Source organism: Candidatus Accumulibacter vicinus (genome assembly GCF_000584955.1).
GTDB classification, from domain to species: domain Bacteria; phylum Pseudomonadota; class Gammaproteobacteria; order Burkholderiales; family Rhodocyclaceae; genus Accumulibacter; species Accumulibacter vicinus.
Genome location: NZ_JDSS02000018.1, coordinates 141,988 through 155,696 on the forward strand (window position 1 = coordinate 141,988; position 13,709 = coordinate 155,696).

Consider the following 13,709-nt stretch of genomic DNA (forward strand, 5'->3'; position numbering starts at 1 on the left):
CTCCTTGCCGGCATGCGCCGGCAAGGAGGCCGCCAGTAGGCTCAGCAGTACCCCGGCAATCCGGGTCGCAATGTTCATTTCTCGCTCCGCAATGGCCGCTGATCGAACCCCCGGCCACGGCACGCGCCCGCTTGCCGCTCAGGTGCCCTATTCCCCGTAGCGATGGCCGCGCCAGTCGCTGTCGTGCTTCGAATGATAGATGCGCCGCGACGCGTATTCCAGATCATTCTGCAGATCGGCGTACTCCCGGCGACTCAGGTAGCCATCGGCCAGATACGCCCGCTCCTTGGCGAAAATCGCCCTTTGCTCGGCCATCAGCTCGCGCATCTCGCCGCGGGTCAGTTGGCCGGACTGCCAGCCCTGCCAGATGCGGGCGCGTTGGCGCTCCTGACGAGCGTCGATGTCGCCACCGCGAAATTGGCCATTCCAGGGTGCCGGCGCGACGTGATAACGCTCGGGCGGGTAATGACGTTCGCCGGCGTCATACTGGCGAACCTCTCCGATGTAAGCAGTCGGACGGGGCGGATTCTGCCATTCCCCCGCCATCGCAGGGCTTCCCCCGAGCACCGTGAGCACGGCCAGCAGCCCCAGACGTGATGAGCATGGTACATTCATTTTGTGTTCTCCTTTCCAGAGGCACCCTGCGGTGCCATTGATCACTGCAGACGGCAGCGCGACGGTGAGCAGTTTCACCGTTGAATGTAAGCAGACGATGAGCAGCCGGCGCCGTTTTGTAAGCAATTTGTAAGGAATTGTTTCGAGCGCATCCGCGCCTGTATCGCGGCGCTCGATCCGCGTTAGCATTGCGCACATGAGCGAAAGAAAAGATCGAATCTTGATCGTCGATGATGATCGGCGCCTGCGTGATCTGTTGAGCCGGTATCTGGCCGAGCACGGCTTTGCCGTCAAGGCGGTGGAAGACGGCGAAACGATGAACCGCGCACTCGCCGCCGAGCCGTGTGCTCTGATCGTACTCGACCTGATGCTCCCGGGTGAGGATGGCCTGGCGATCTGCCGGCGGCTGCGCGGGCAGGGAAACCTTCTGCCGATCATCATGCTGACCGCAAAAGGGGACGAAATCGATCGCATCGTGGGCCTCGAAATGGGTGCCGACGACTATCTGGCGAAGCCGTTCAACCCGCGTGAACTGGTCGCCCGGATTCACGCCGTGTTGCGTCGGCGACCGCCGGCGAGTCCACCCGGCAGCCCCGGCCAGGCGGGTGAAGTGCTCGGATTCGGCCGCATCCGGTTGAATCTGGCGACTCGCCGCATGCAGCGCGACGACCAGGAGATTCCGCTCACGACCGGCGAGTTTGCCTTGTTGAAAGCGCTCGTCAGCCACCCGCGACAGCCGTTGTCACGCGACAAACTGATGGAACTCGCCCGCGGCCGGGAATACGAAGTCTTCGATCGGGCGATCGACGTCCAGGTATCCCGCCTGCGCAAGCTGATCGAGGACAATCCGGCACAACCACGCTATCTGCAGACGGTGCGGGGTTTCGGTTACGTCTTCGTCCCGGACGGCCCGGCCAGCACCCCTCGATGAGGCTGATTCCGCGCACCCTGCTATGGCGCGTCTTTCTGCTCGTCGCACTGCTGCAAGTGCTGGCAGTGCTCGCCTGGTCGGCGATCTACCGCCACTTCGCGGTCGAACCACGCGCCCGGCAGACCGCGCAGATGGTGGCCAGCGTGATCAATCTGACCCGCACCGCCTTGCTCACCGCGGCGCCTTCCTTGCGGCGCGAATTGCTGCTGGAGCTTTCGGAACGCGAAGGCATTCGCGTTTACCCGGCGGAAGACGACGACCGCATCGCACCGCTGCCGGACGAGGCCTTGTTGCAGCACATCGCCGCCGAAGTACGCCGGCAACTCGGCACCGCGACCCGCCTGAGCCTCGAACGCGACGAAATGCCCGGCCTGTGGATCAGTTTCGCAATCGACGACGACAACTACTGGATGATGATGCCGCGCGAGCGTCTCGACCAGACGTTCCCCGCGCAATGGCTCGGCTGGGGCGTCGCTGCGCTCGGTTTGTCGTTGCTTGGGGCCTACCTGATCGTCCTGGGTGTCACGCGACCGCTGAAACGGTTCGCCCGCGCCGCTGCAACGATCAGTAGCGGCCGCTGGCCGCGACCGCTACCGGAACGGGGTGCCGACGAGATCGTGCTGGTCAGCCAGGGTTTCAACCAGATGTTGAGTGACCTGCAACAGCTCGATCACGACCGCAACCTGATCCTGGCCGGCATCTCGCACGATCTGCGCACGCCGCTGACGCGCCTGCGGCTGGGCATCGAGATCAGCGACCTCGAAGCGAGCGACTGCGCAGCAATGAACGAAGACATCGAGGAGATGGACCGGGTCATCGGCCAGTTTCTCGCCTTTGCCCGGCACGACGCAGGCGAGCCCTTGCAGACCATCGATTGCAATGTCCTGCTTCAGGAAATGACCGACCGTTATCGCCGCCGTGGCGCACGGGTCGAGACCCGGCTTGCCGCACCCCTGCCCGAGATCGCTGCGCGCCCCCTGGCACTGCGACGCCTGTTGACCAATCTGATCGACAATGCCTTGCAGCACGCCGGTAGCGAACAGCCGCTCGAGCTCGCTGGCGGAATCACCGACGGCCGCCTCTATCTCGAAGTGCGCGATCGCGGTCCCGGCATTCCGACGGAACAGTGCGCACGGCTCAAACGCCCATTCACCCGTCTCGACGCGGCGCGCAGCCACAGCAGCGGGGCCGGCCTTGGCCTGGCCATCGTCGACCGCATCGCCCGCGCCCACGGCGGCGGCCTCGACCTGCTGCCCAACCCGGGCGGCGGCCTGATCGCGCGTGTCGAATGGCCCCTTGTTTCCCCGACCAGCGGCACTGGCTGAAACCGGGTCGAGCGCTGCGGCATGGTCACGCCGATGGATTGGGAATGAACGCACGTTGCGCGAATTCCTCGAAGCCCTCGGCCGGCAGCGGGCGGCTGAACAGGTAGCCCTGATAGACGTGGCAACCCTGGCCGGCGAGGAAATCCTTCTGGGCCTCGGTTTCAACGCCCTCTGCAATGACCGCCAGCCCCAGACTTTCTGCCAGGACGACGACCATCCGGGCGATCGCGGCATCGTTGGGATCGGTGAGGATGTTTCTGATGAAACTCTGGTCGATTTTCAATTGATCGAACGGCAGGCGCTGCAGGTAAGAAAGCGAGGAGTAACCGGTACCGAAGTCGTCGAGCGAGAAGTGAACGCCTTTCGCCTTGATGATGGTCATCTTGGTAATCACTTCCTGCACATCCTTCACCAGCAGGCTTTCGGTCAACTCCAGCTTGAGCCGTTGCGGTCGGGCTCCGCTACGGGCCAGGGCCGCCAGCACGTAATCGACAAAGGCATCGTCGTGGAACTGACGGGCGCTCACATTCACCGCAAGGGTGAGACCGGACAGTTCGGGTCGAGCGGCCCAGGCCGCCAGTCGATCGCATGCGGTCTCCAGCACCCATTGGCCGAGGGGAAGGATCAGTCGGCTTTCCTCGAGGAGGGGGATGAACTCGGTTGGCGACACCAGGCCACGCTCCGGGTGCTGCCAGCGCAACAAGGCTTCGGCACCGATGACCCGGCCGGAGGAATCGACCTGTGCCTGAAAATGAAGAACAAACTGCTCCTTCTGGACGGCTTCGTGCAGACTGGCCTCCAGAGCCGCGCGCGCCGTCGCAACCGCCTGCATGGTCGGGTTGAAGAAGCGCAGGGTATCGCGGCCCGCCCGCTTGGCGTGGTGCATGGCCGATTCCGCTCGCTGCACCAGTTCATCGACGACCTCCTGGTGATCGGCGAACAGGGCAATGCCGATGCTGACCGTGCTGTGGTGCGCGTAGCCGGCGAGCGGATAGACCTGACTGAGCGTGGCGAGAAGCTTCTCGCCGACGCTTTCGGCCTGTCTCGCCGCCTCCTGGCCATCTTCGCTCAGATCTTCGAGCATCACCACGAATTCGTCACTGCCAGGGCGCGACACGGTGTCGCTGGCACGCACACAACCCGCCAGCCGCTGGGCGACCTGTTGCAGCACCAGGTCGGCCTGGTCACGACCGACGATGTCGTTCAGGCTCTTGAAGTTGTCGAGATCGATGAACAGCAACGCGCCGCCGCGACCGGTCCGCGCACTGGCAATCAGGGCGCGCTGCAAGCGGTCCAGGAGCAGCCGGCGATTCGGCAGATCGGTGAGGGGGTCGTAGAAGGCCAGATGGTCTATTCTTCGCTCCGCCGCCTTGCGCTGGGTCAGGTCGGAGAACACCGCCACGTAGTGCGATACGGCGTTCTGCTCATCAAACACGGCGGTTATGCTCAGCCACTCCGGAAAGATTTCGCCGTTCTTGCGGCGGTTCCACAATTCGCCTTGCCAGTGAGTCTCGAGTTGCAGCGCCGTCCAGAGCGCGGCATAGAATGCCTTGTCCTGGCGTCCCGAGTTGAGGATGCTCGGCGTTTGGCCAACGATTTCGTCGGCGCTATAACCGGTCACCCGGGTAAACGCGCCATTGACGGCCAGAATCCGCTTATTGGCATCGGTGATCATGATGCCCTCCATCGCGTTGTCGAAGACTTCCGCCGCCAGCTTGAGCTGCTTCTCGGCGGCGCGCCGAATGTCGATCTCCTTGTTCAGATTCCGGTTCGTTTCATTGAGGGCCTGCGTCCGTTCCTGAACCCGGCGGTCGAGTTCCTGGTTGGCCAGTTCGACGCCTTTCAGCGATTTCTCAAGCTCGGAGGACTGACGGTCGATGATCCCCTGGGCGCGCGCCACCAGCAGATAAAGCAAGCCGTAGAGCAGCGCCAGGAGACCGAAGACGATGCTGATGACGATCAGGCGGGTCTGCTCCAGATGGGCAACGAAAGTGGTGACGTCGCCGTAGATCTCGATCACCCCGACAACCTGCCGGCTCTCGTCGTGGATCGGCAGGTAGGAGGAAATGACGTCGATATCGGTGACCGTGCCCTCGAAGGTGTCCATCGTGTCACGATGGTTCAGAACGCTCTCGACCTTCCCCGCACGCGCCGCCAGAAAACCTGGATTGCCACTCCTGTCCTCACCGGTCTGCCGGGTATCGGTGGAAAACACCGTCATGCCGTTCAAGGCGTAGACCTTGACCTTGACGACATCCGTACCTTTCATGTGCTGCGCGACCAGATCCTGGAGGTGGGTGTCCTGCGCGCGCGCGCGCAGTGCGTCGGCCGTTGCGCCGGCGCTGTCAGCAAGGAGGACGGAGAAGTTCGGCCACAGCGCGTTGGCAAAGGCATGGGTCAGGACGACGTTGCGGCTTTCGGCAAGGCTCTTGAGTTCGCCCAAGGCGAGATGCTGGTAGCTCCAGCCCAGCACTACGGCAGTAAGAATCGTGCACAGCAGACTGCTCAGCGAATAATACCGCTTGAGCGCGAAACGTGTCCGCCCCTGGCTTTCGATGCGTGCGTGCTCCACCTCGTGCCTCCTGCCGAGCGTCGACATCAACGATTAGCGTCCCCAGGAGCATGGCAGGACGTGCGCAGAAGCACGCGAACGGGGTCAGATTTCCTGGCGCCCCTGGTCCGAGCCCAGACGCAAAAAGGTCTTGCCCGAGGGCAAGACCTTTCTCTCGATGCCAGACGTCGGCACCGTATCGCAATCACCTACAGCTTCGGTTGTTCGACGACCACGGCGACCGTAATCGTTGCCATGACATCGCCGTGCAGAGCCACTTCCAGTGGGGTTTCGCCAATCACCTTGAGCGGGCCGGCTGGCATGCGAATGGCGGATTTTTCGATCTCGAAACCGAGCGCGCGCAAGCCGTCGGCAACGTCAAAGTTGGTCACCGAACCGAATAGGCGACCGTCGACACCGGCCTTGCGGGCAATCCGGACGACCGTTCCGCCCAGCCTTTCTGCATACGCTTGTGCAGCCGCCAGTTTTTCGCGAGCGGCATTCTCCAGTTCGACCCGCTTGAGCTCGAATTCCTTCAGGGCGGCCGGTGTGGCGCGCTTGGCCTTGCCCTTCGGAATCAGGAAGTTGCGGGCGTAGCCATCCTTCACCTTGAGCAGATCGCCGAGGTTGCCGAGGTTGGCGACTTTTTCCATCAGAATGATTTGCATTGTCGTCTCCTCGGTTTACTGATGGTTGTCGGTGTACGGCAGCAGCGCCAGAAAACGGGCACGCTTGATGGCCACTGACAGCATCCGCTGATAGCCTGCCTTGGTGCCGGTGAGCCGAGCCGGCATGATCTTGGCGTTCTCGGCGATGTATTCCTTGAACAAATCGACATCCTTATAGTCGATCTCTTCCATTTTTTCAGCAGTGAAGCGGCAGAACTTGCGCCGCTTGAACAGTCCGCTGCCACGCTTCTTGACGTTCTTGTCATCCTTCTTTTTGAAGAACCTTGCCATCTTGATTTCCTTCAACAAATTCGATCGTGGTGATATGCAGTCTTGGCTGCTTGCTGTTGCGACTCCTGGCGGCGAGAAAGCCTGTCAGTTGCAGGGCTGCGCCGGGATTGGCCGCCTGCAGCCACTGTGCCGTTGCGCCCAAGGCAATCGCCTGGATTTCGTATTCGACACGGCGGCGGCTACCGGCTTCAAGCTGCTCCGACCGATGCCCGATCAGACATTCCATGACCGGCACGCCGGCCGGCGTAAAGCGTAACGCCTTGCGCTCGATCAGGGTCCCGCTGAGTTCGACGCGATTCAGCAGTGCCTCGACAATCAGGCCGCCGGCTGGGCGGTTTCGGCCGGCGCCGGCTCACGGACTTCGAGCAGTGACTTGGACTTCTCATCCTTCATCATTGGGGACGGTGCGCTGACCGCACGCTTGGTCTTGATCGTCAGATGCCGAAGAATCGCGTCGTTGAACTTGAAGCCATGCTCGAGTTCGGTCAACGTTGTGCCATCGCACTCGATGTTCATCAGAACATAATGCGCCTTGTGCAACTTCTGGATCGGATAGGCGAGTTGACGGCGTCCCCAGTCTTCGAGACGGTGAATCTGCCCGGCGCGGGCAGTGATCAGCGATTTGTACCGCTCGACCATCGCCGGGACCTGCTCACTTTGGTCCGGATGGACGATTAGAACGATTTCATAATGGCGCACGAACACTCCTTTTGGATAAAGCCCCCCGCCATGCGAACAGTGGGGCAAGGTGGAAAAACCGTGCATTATAGAGAACTTATGCTTCGCCGGGCAATCTGTTTCAGCTGATTCGACTACCAGAACTACCAGAATCCAAATCAGTGCACGACGATCGGCCGCGCCACACCCGCGCAGTACTCATCGAGCAGCGCGTCGATCGATTCTTCGTCACGCTCGTTGTCGGGAATATCGTCTATGGCCTTGCGCAAATTCCGGGCCACCGAGCCCTGAACGAAGAGGCTGCGGCTGGCCGCCTTGTCCACCAGCTCGAAACCCTGCTGCACCGGGTAAGCAACGATCGCGTACTGTTGACTGTTATAAACGATGTTCATGTGTAACTCCTTTACTCCTTTCCAGGTGGACGGGAACGATGCGATGCCCCGATTGCTTGCACAGGCCTTGCGAGCGCTTCTCCAGAGACAACTATGAGTCAGTTTCGTGCCCGGCAGCAACACCAACATTCTTCTCGGCCACGTCAAAGCGCATGATGCCACTGTCACAGGCGACACGAATCGTGTCGCCGGCAACAAAACGCCCCTCGAGAATTGCTTTGGCCAGAGGATCCTCCAGTTGTGACTGGATCGCACGCTTCAATGGGCGGGCACCATAGACCGCGTCGAAACCGGCCGTCGCCAGTTCTGACAGGGCGCTGTCGGCCACTTCCAGCTTGAGTTCGAGTTGCGCCAGACGCTGCTCGAGGTAAGCGAGCTGAATCCTGGCGATCGACTTGATGTGCTGCTCTTCGAGCGCATGAAAAACTACCACTTCATCAATGCGGTTGATGAACTCCGGCCGGAAATAGCTCTTGACTTCGCCCATCACCGCCAGCTTGATCAACTGGTAATCGTCACCTGCCATCTGTTGAATCATCTGGCTACCGAGATTCGAGGTCATCACCACCACGGTATTCTTGAAGTCCACGGTTCGACCATGTCCATCGGTCATGCGACCGTCGTCGAGGACCTGCAGCAGAACGTTGAAGACATCCTGGTGCGCCTTTTCGACCTCATCGAGGAGAATCACCGAATAGGGCTTGCGCCGGACGGCTTCGGTCAGATAACCGCCCTCCTCGTAGCCGACGTAACCCGGCGGTGCACCGATCAATCGTGACACCGAGTGTTTTTCCATGAATTCGCTCATATCGACGCGAATCAGGTGTTCCTCGGAATCGAAGAGGAAACCGGCCAGTGCCTTGCACAGTTCGGTCTTGCCGACCCCGGTCGGGCCGAGAAAGAGGAACGAGCCGTACGGCCGATTGGGATCCGCCAGGCCGGCACGCGAGCGGCGGATGGCATTGGCCACCAGACGCACCGCCTCGTCCTGACCGACGACGCGCTGGTGCAGGCGCTCTTCCATTTTCAGGAGTTTCTCGCGTTCGCCCTGCATCATCTTCGAGACGGGAATTCCCGTCGCACGCGAGACCACCTCGGCGATTTCCTCGGTGCCGACTTCGGTACGCAACAGCTTGTTGTGCGGGCCACCCTCTCCCGATTTCTCGGCAACCGTCAGTTGCGCCTCGAGCTGTGGCAGCCTGCCGTACTGGATTTCGGCCACCTTGTCCCACTTGTTGTCGCGCTGCAGTTGCGCCAGTTCGAGCTTGAGCTTGTCGATCTCCTCCTTGATGTGCGCACTGCCCTGCACCTGCGCCTTTTCGGCTTTCCAGATTTCGTCGAGGTCGTTGTACTCGCGTTCGAGCTTGAGCAGCTCTTCCTCGATCAGGTGCATGCGCTTCTTTGACGCTTCATCGCGTTCCTTGCGCACCGCTTCGCGCTCGATCTTGAGCTGGATCATGCGCCGGTCGAGCTTGTCCATCACCTCCGGCTTGGAGTCGATTTCCATCTTGATTCGCGCCGCGGCTTCGTCGATCAGATCGATCGCCTTGTCCGGCAGGAAACGGTCGGTAATGTAGCGGTGCGACAGTTCGGATGCGGCGACGAGCGCAGGATCGGTGATGTCGACGCCATGGTGCAGCTCGTATTTTTCGCGCAAGCCGCGCAGGATGGCGATCGTCGACTCGACCGTCGGCTCGTCGATCAGCACCTTCTGGAAGCGGCGTTCGAGCGCAGCATCCTTTTCGATGTATTTGCGGTACTCGTCGAGCGTCGTCGCGCCAACGCAGTGCAATTCGCCACGTGCCAGAGCCGGCTTGAGCATGTTGCCGGCGTCGATCGCGCCTTCCGCCTTGCCGGCGCCGACCATGGTATGCAGCTCATCGATGAACACGATGATGCGTCCTTCTTCCTGGGCAATTTCCTTGAGCACCGCTTTCAGTCGCTCCTCGAATTCGCCGCGATACTTGGCACCGGCCAGCAGCGCCGCCATGTCGAGACTGAGCACCTTCTTGTTCTTGAGCGTTTCCGGGACCTCGCCATTGACGATACGCTGCGCAAGCCCTTCGACGATCGCGGTCTTGCCGACGCCTGGCTCGCCAATCAGCACCGGATTGTTCTTGGTGCGCCGTTGCAGAATCTGGATGGCCCGGCGGATCTCGTCATCGCGACCGATCACCGGATCGAGCTTGCCCTGGCGGGCGCGATCGGTCAGGTCGATACAATACTTGCTCAGCGACTGGCGTTGTCCTTCGGCTTCCTGGGAATCCACCCCCTGCCCACCACGCACCGAAGCCACCGCCTGTTCCAGCGACTGCTTGACCAGTCCGTGCTGTTTCGCCAGGCGACCGCACTCGCCCTTGTCGTCACAGAGGGCAAGTAGGAACATCTCCGAGGCAATGAACTGGTCACCGCGTTTCTGGGATTCCTTGTCGGTAAGGTTGAGCAGATTGGTCAGTTCACGACCGACCTGCACTTCACCGCCATGCCCTTGCACTTTCGGTAGACGGTTGATCATTTGTGCCAGTGCCGCCTTGAGCGCCTGCACATTGACCCCGGCGCGGGCCAGCAGGGACGAAGTCGAACCGTCTTCCTGCTGCAACAGCGCCAGCAGCAGATGCTGCGGCTCGATGATCTGATTGTCGTGTCCGATCGCAAGGCTTTGCGCATCGGCCAGCGCCTGCTGGAACTTGGTGGTCAGTTTATCCAAACGCATGCTGAAATCCTCGGAAAAAGTATGTTAATGTTCAACATGATGGGGACGGGGCCCTTAAATTCAAGGAGCCGCAGGTTTTTCGGCATGCGCCTGCTCGAAGGTTCAGCAGGACAGATCGACCTGCCTTGTCGATCTGGATGGCAAAGTCATGCAGTTCCCGATCGGTGAAGGTGGGCACAAGCCACATCGGAACGTGCTGGGACAGCGTTCGCACAGCTCTCTCGTAACCTCCCGGCATCGTTCAGACGCTCGCCGATCGCGACGCAGCGCTACCACTGGCAGGCAAAGGGGCGATCTACGTACTGCTGGCGATGCTGCTGAACACACTGTGGAAACTCTTCCTATCGGCTGTGGCGATTCCTGCACCGGGTAGTTCGCCTGGCTCGCCTGCCACGCCGTCCTGCTGGCGCTGCTGATCATTGGCAGCGACTACACGCACAGCCTCGGCAATCGTCTGCAGGCGGGTTGACCGCTGTGCAGCGAAGGGACCCTACGGCATTCGACATGGCGCCGCGGAACCGCCAGGCGCATGCGATGTGCGACAATCCGCCCGTTGGGCGAGTGTTTCCAGACTGAGGACGATGAGTACGAGCGCACACCCAAAAATCGAATCGCCTGAGGCCACCCTGTATACTCCCCAGATCTGCCGAGGTCTGGCCTGTCTGCTGGTGGCCGTCTACCACGCAACGGCCTTGATCGGTTCCTGGTACGGTGAAAAGCCGCTGCTGACCCTGAGCAATTTCGGGTTTTCCGGCGTGCACATGTTTTTCGTGATCAGCGGCCTGATCATCTACCATGCGCACCGCCACGACGTGGACAATTTCTACAGGGTTCCGGATTACCTTCTCAAGCGTCTGGTGCGCATTTATCCGCTGTACTGGATCGTGTTCATCATCTCGGGCGGCTGGAAGGTGTTCACCAACCGCATGGAAGTCGGCGACTTCTTCCTGAATGCCCTGTTATTCACGTCCAGCAAATCCTTGCTCGTCGCAGTCGCCTGGACGCTGGCTTACGAGATGGTGTTCTACGGCATTTTCATCACCTTTATCGTCAAGAGGTCGCTGGGAATACTGGTCTTCACCACATGGTTCGTGCTGGTCGCGCTCAATGATCACTACCACTTCGCCAACCTGATCGGCCTCAATCTGATCAATACCCTGTTCATGCTTGGCCTGCTCACCTCGGCGACGGTGATGGCGCTGCGCAAGCAACTCAGCGAGAACAGTCGCGACTGGATCGGCATCATCAGTCTCATCGCCGGCACGCTGATTTTCGTCGGTACCGCCTATTGGTACATTCTGCTCGACGATCCAGGACTGCCCGTCTGGGACAATCTGACCTTGACCCTGGGTTTCGGAACAGGCAGCGCGCTGCTCCTGCTCGCTTCGGTCTCGGCAAGACTCGAAGGCTTGTGGAAAAGGCAGCGCTGGCTCCTGTTGATCGGCGACGCCTCGTACTCGATCTACCTGGTACATTTCTTTTTCCAGAAACGCGTATCCAACGGGCTCCGTTCACTCGACTGGGTACCTACGGGCGAGAAGACGCAGGCCAAAGCGCTCCTGCTGCTGGCCGTGATCATGGCCATTTCGGTTGCCTGCGGCATCATCATTCACAAGTGGATTGAAAAACCGGTTCTCGCCAAGTGCCGGGAATGGCTCAAAATAGGCAGCTCTGCCCGGCCGCATGACCATCCCCAGGCCCAGAGAAACCCCTCTCCGGGTTAAAGTTAGAATGGCGCGTGATCAATTTGATTGGCCGACTCCGATGCAGCTAGGCACCGACGATATCCTCAAGCTTTCGCCCGATGCTGCTTCGGCGAAAGCGGCCATTGCTTTGGCGATGCCGTCACGGTGGCTCCGTCCGGCGTTCAACGATCAGGCGGTGTGGGGAGAATGTCCCGGCAGTGGTGCCACACCGTATCGGGTACAGGTCGATCGGCAGGGACCAGCGTTCCGATGCTCGTGCCCGAGCCGCAAATTTCCCTGCAAGCACGGTCTGGCCTTGTTGTTGTTACTGGCGCAACAACCCGTCGCATTCACTGCTACCGACCCGCCGGCGTGGGTCGCTGCGTGGATCGACTCGCGTCGACAGCGGGACGAGTCGCGTAAAAGCAAAGACGACGGCGGCGCGGCCGCACTGGCCGGAAGCGCCTCAGCGGATACCGGCCAAGGCCCCAAAGCGACCACTGCCGAGAAGCCGTCGCTCCGGCGTGGCGATTCCATGCGTCAGCAACGCCTGCTGGACGGGCTCGACGAGCTGGAATTGTGGCTCGACGACCGGGTCAGACAAGGGCTGGCTACCTTGTCCGGGCAAACGGCGACCTGGAATGACATTGCCCGGCGGATGGTCGACGCGCAGTTACCCGGTCTGGCTTTTCGACTGCGCCGTCTCGGCCGACTGATCGACGGAAGCGAGTCATGGCCCGCCCGGGTGCTCGGTGGAATGGGGCAACTGCAGTTGCTGATCGACGCCAGCCGCCGCCTCGCCGATCTGCCCGACGTCGTTCAGGCCGATTTGCGCCACACCCTGGGCCTCAGCAGCAGCCGCGAAACGGTTCTCGCCGACGGCGAACGGCTGGCCGACGACTGGCTGGTGATCGGGCAGAGTTGCCGCCAGGAAGATCGCCTGTGGGAGCGTCGGGTCTGGCTGCTCGGCCAACACTCCGGCCGCTGGGCGATGCTGCTCGATTTCGCGCACGGCAACCGGCACTTCGAGCACAGCTTTGTCACCGGCAGTCAGCGGCACTGGACACTGGCCTACTATCCCGGCAACGCGCCTTTACGGGCGATGGTGGTCGACACCCCCACCCAGACCAGCGATCCGCCGACGCCCTGGACGCGCGCGGCACCGACCCTGGCCGTGGCACTCGACGCCTTGTCCGACACGCTGGCCGCCAATCCCTGGCAGTCGCCGCAACCGTTGCTGGTCGGCGATGCCGCGCCGGTTTTCGGTACACAGGGATGGATGTTGCGTACCGCCGAGCGGCGCGGTTTGCCGCTCGCCCTCGCCACCGATGAGGGCTGGCCCTTGCTCGCCGAAAGCGGTGGCGCGCCACTGGCGGTGTTCGGCGAATGGGCGGACGAGGCGCTGCGTCCGCTGAGTGCCTGGCGATTCGCCCCGCCGGTCAGCCGACTGTGGATGGCCGAATGAACGGACTGCTCCAGCAGTTGGCCACGCAGACGCTGCTCGGCACCGAGCGGCGGGCGATCGTGCGACCGGCGGTGGACGGAGCGATCGGCGCCCTGTTGCGCCAAGCCAGCGCTTCCTCGGACACCGAAAGCGAGGTGCTGCGGATGGCCGGGGTGCTGACGGTCTGCGGCGAAGCGGGTTTTCTGCCGGCGACCGGCGACGACCCGCCACTGGCGGCCTGCCCGGCCGACTCCTGGCCGGCTGTCGGCGAGCCGGCGCTGATCGATATCCTGAAGGCCATCATCGACGACGCGCCGGAGGCGCTACGCCGCGAGACGTTCATCCGCCTGGCGACGAACCGGCTTCGGCTACCGCCGCGTCTGTTGCCGGCCGCCCTGACCCTCGGCGGACGCGTT

13 protein-coding genes and 1 pseudogene are annotated in these 13,709 nt (G+C 61.7%); 6 read left to right on the forward strand and 8 right to left on the reverse strand.

Going from position 1 to position 13,709, the window contains the following annotated elements; translation table 11 throughout:
- Positions 1–147: 147 nt before the first annotated feature.
- Complete coding sequence (locus CAPSK01_RS22050; RefSeq protein ID WP_273703168.1) at positions 148–615, reverse strand: hypothetical protein; 468 nt, start codon at positions 613–615, stop codon at positions 148–150.
- Positions 616–811: 196 nt separating this feature from the next.
- On the opposite strand from CAPSK01_RS22050, the gene ompR reads away from it, so the two are divergent.
- Positions 812–1,546, forward strand: coding sequence for a two-component system response regulator OmpR (gene ompR / locus CAPSK01_RS05615; RefSeq protein WP_034923534.1), 735 nt, complete (start codon positions 812–814; stop codon positions 1,544–1,546).
- Positions 1,543–2,871 (forward strand): ATP-binding protein, encoded by a 1,329-nt coding sequence (locus CAPSK01_RS05620; protein ID WP_034923537.1) that lies wholly within the window; start codon positions 1,543–1,545, stop codon positions 2,869–2,871. The genes ompR and CAPSK01_RS05620 overlap by 4 nt, the downstream gene beginning before the upstream one ends.
- Positions 2,872–2,896: 25 nt before the next feature.
- Here CAPSK01_RS05620 and CAPSK01_RS05625 read toward each other — a convergent pair whose 3' ends face one another.
- The 7 genes from CAPSK01_RS05625 to clpB form a co-directional block, all read right to left on the reverse strand.
- Positions 2,897–5,443 carry an EAL domain-containing protein gene (locus CAPSK01_RS05625; protein ID WP_273703169.1) on the reverse strand — a complete coding sequence of 849 codons (2,547 nt, stop codon included), beginning with the start codon at positions 5,441–5,443 and terminating at the stop codon, positions 2,897–2,899.
- Positions 5,444–5,631: 188 nt separating this feature from the next.
- On the reverse strand, positions 5,632–6,090 hold the full coding sequence (gene rplI / locus CAPSK01_RS05630) for a 50S ribosomal protein L9 (RefSeq protein ID WP_034923540.1): 459 nt from the start codon (positions 6,088–6,090) through the stop codon (positions 5,632–5,634).
- Positions 6,091–6,105: 15 nt separating this feature from the next.
- Positions 6,106–6,381 (reverse strand): 30S ribosomal protein S18, encoded by a 276-nt coding sequence (gene rpsR, locus CAPSK01_RS05635; protein ID WP_034923543.1) that lies wholly within the window; start codon positions 6,379–6,381, stop codon positions 6,106–6,108.
- Positions 6,353–6,700: a primosomal replication protein N gene (gene priB, locus CAPSK01_RS05640; RefSeq protein WP_337958552.1), complete on the reverse strand. Its 348-nt coding sequence runs from the start codon at positions 6,698–6,700 to the stop codon at positions 6,353–6,355. Before priB ends, rpsR begins: the two co-directional genes overlap by 29 nt.
- Positions 6,697–7,080, reverse strand: a complete 384-nt coding sequence (gene rpsF, locus CAPSK01_RS05645; RefSeq protein WP_034923549.1) for a 30S ribosomal protein S6 — start codon at positions 7,078–7,080, stop codon at positions 6,697–6,699. Before rpsF ends, priB begins: the two co-directional genes overlap by 4 nt.
- A 137-nt stretch (positions 7,081–7,217) precedes the next feature.
- A complete protein-coding gene (locus CAPSK01_RS05650; protein ID WP_034923552.1) occupies positions 7,218–7,451 on the reverse strand; it encodes a DUF3567 family protein in 234 nt (77 codons plus the stop codon).
- A gap of 91 nt (positions 7,452–7,542) precedes the next feature.
- Positions 7,543–10,164 carry an ATP-dependent chaperone ClpB gene (clpB, locus tag CAPSK01_RS05655; RefSeq protein WP_273703170.1) on the reverse strand — a complete coding sequence of 874 codons (2,622 nt, stop codon included), beginning with the start codon at positions 10,162–10,164 and terminating at the stop codon, positions 7,543–7,545.
- 581 nt (positions 10,165–10,745) lie between these two features.
- Here clpB and CAPSK01_RS05660 point away from each other — a divergent pair.
- The 4 genes and pseudogenes from CAPSK01_RS05660 to CAPSK01_RS05670 form a co-directional block, all read left to right on the forward strand.
- Positions 10,746–11,888, forward strand: a complete 1,143-nt coding sequence (locus CAPSK01_RS05660) for an acyltransferase (RefSeq protein ID WP_034923555.1) — start codon at positions 10,746–10,748, stop codon at positions 11,886–11,888.
- A 115-nt stretch (positions 11,889–12,003) separates the two neighbouring features.
- Positions 12,004–12,174: pseudogene (locus CAPSK01_RS22055) on the forward strand (SWIM zinc finger family protein); the annotation flags it as partial.
- A gap of 210 nt (positions 12,175–12,384) precedes the next feature.
- Positions 12,385–13,314: a hypothetical protein gene (locus CAPSK01_RS05665; RefSeq protein ID WP_273703204.1), complete on the forward strand. Its 930-nt coding sequence runs from the start codon at positions 12,385–12,387 to the stop codon at positions 13,312–13,314.
- The coding region (locus CAPSK01_RS05670; protein WP_034923558.1) for a hypothetical protein at positions 13,311–13,709 on the forward strand (399 nt) is incomplete at its 3' end. The genes CAPSK01_RS05665 and CAPSK01_RS05670, both read left to right, overlap by 4 nt.

Excerpts from the sequence above, each read along its gene's own strand:
- CAPSK01_RS22050 (WP_273703168.1), bottom strand. The coding sequence starts at position 615 with ATGAATGTACCATGCTCATCACGTCTGGGGCTGCTGGCCGTGCTCACG.
- ompR (WP_034923534.1), top strand. The coding sequence starts at position 812 with ATGAGCGAAAGAAAAGATCGAATCTTGATCGTCGATGATGATCGGCGC.
- CAPSK01_RS05620 (WP_034923537.1), top strand. The coding sequence starts at position 1,543 with ATGAGGCTGATTCCGCGCACCCTGCTATGGCGCGTCTTTCTGCTCGTC.
- rplI (WP_034923540.1), bottom strand. The coding sequence starts at position 6,090 with ATGCAAATCATTCTGATGGAAAAAGTCGCCAACCTCGGCAACCTCGGC.
- rpsR (WP_034923543.1), bottom strand. The coding sequence starts at position 6,381 with ATGGCAAGGTTCTTCAAAAAGAAGGATGACAAGAACGTCAAGAAGCGT.
- CAPSK01_RS05650 (WP_034923552.1), bottom strand. The coding sequence starts at position 7,451 with ATGAACATCGTTTATAACAGTCAACAGTACGCGATCGTTGCTTACCCG.
- clpB (WP_273703170.1), bottom strand. The coding sequence starts at position 10,164 with ATGCGTTTGGATAAACTGACCACCAAGTTCCAGCAGGCGCTGGCCGAT.
- CAPSK01_RS05660 (WP_034923555.1), top strand. The coding sequence starts at position 10,746 with ATGAGTACGAGCGCACACCCAAAAATCGAATCGCCTGAGGCCACCCTG.
- CAPSK01_RS05665 (WP_273703204.1), top strand. The coding sequence starts at position 12,385 with ATGCGTCAGCAACGCCTGCTGGACGGGCTCGACGAGCTGGAATTGTGG.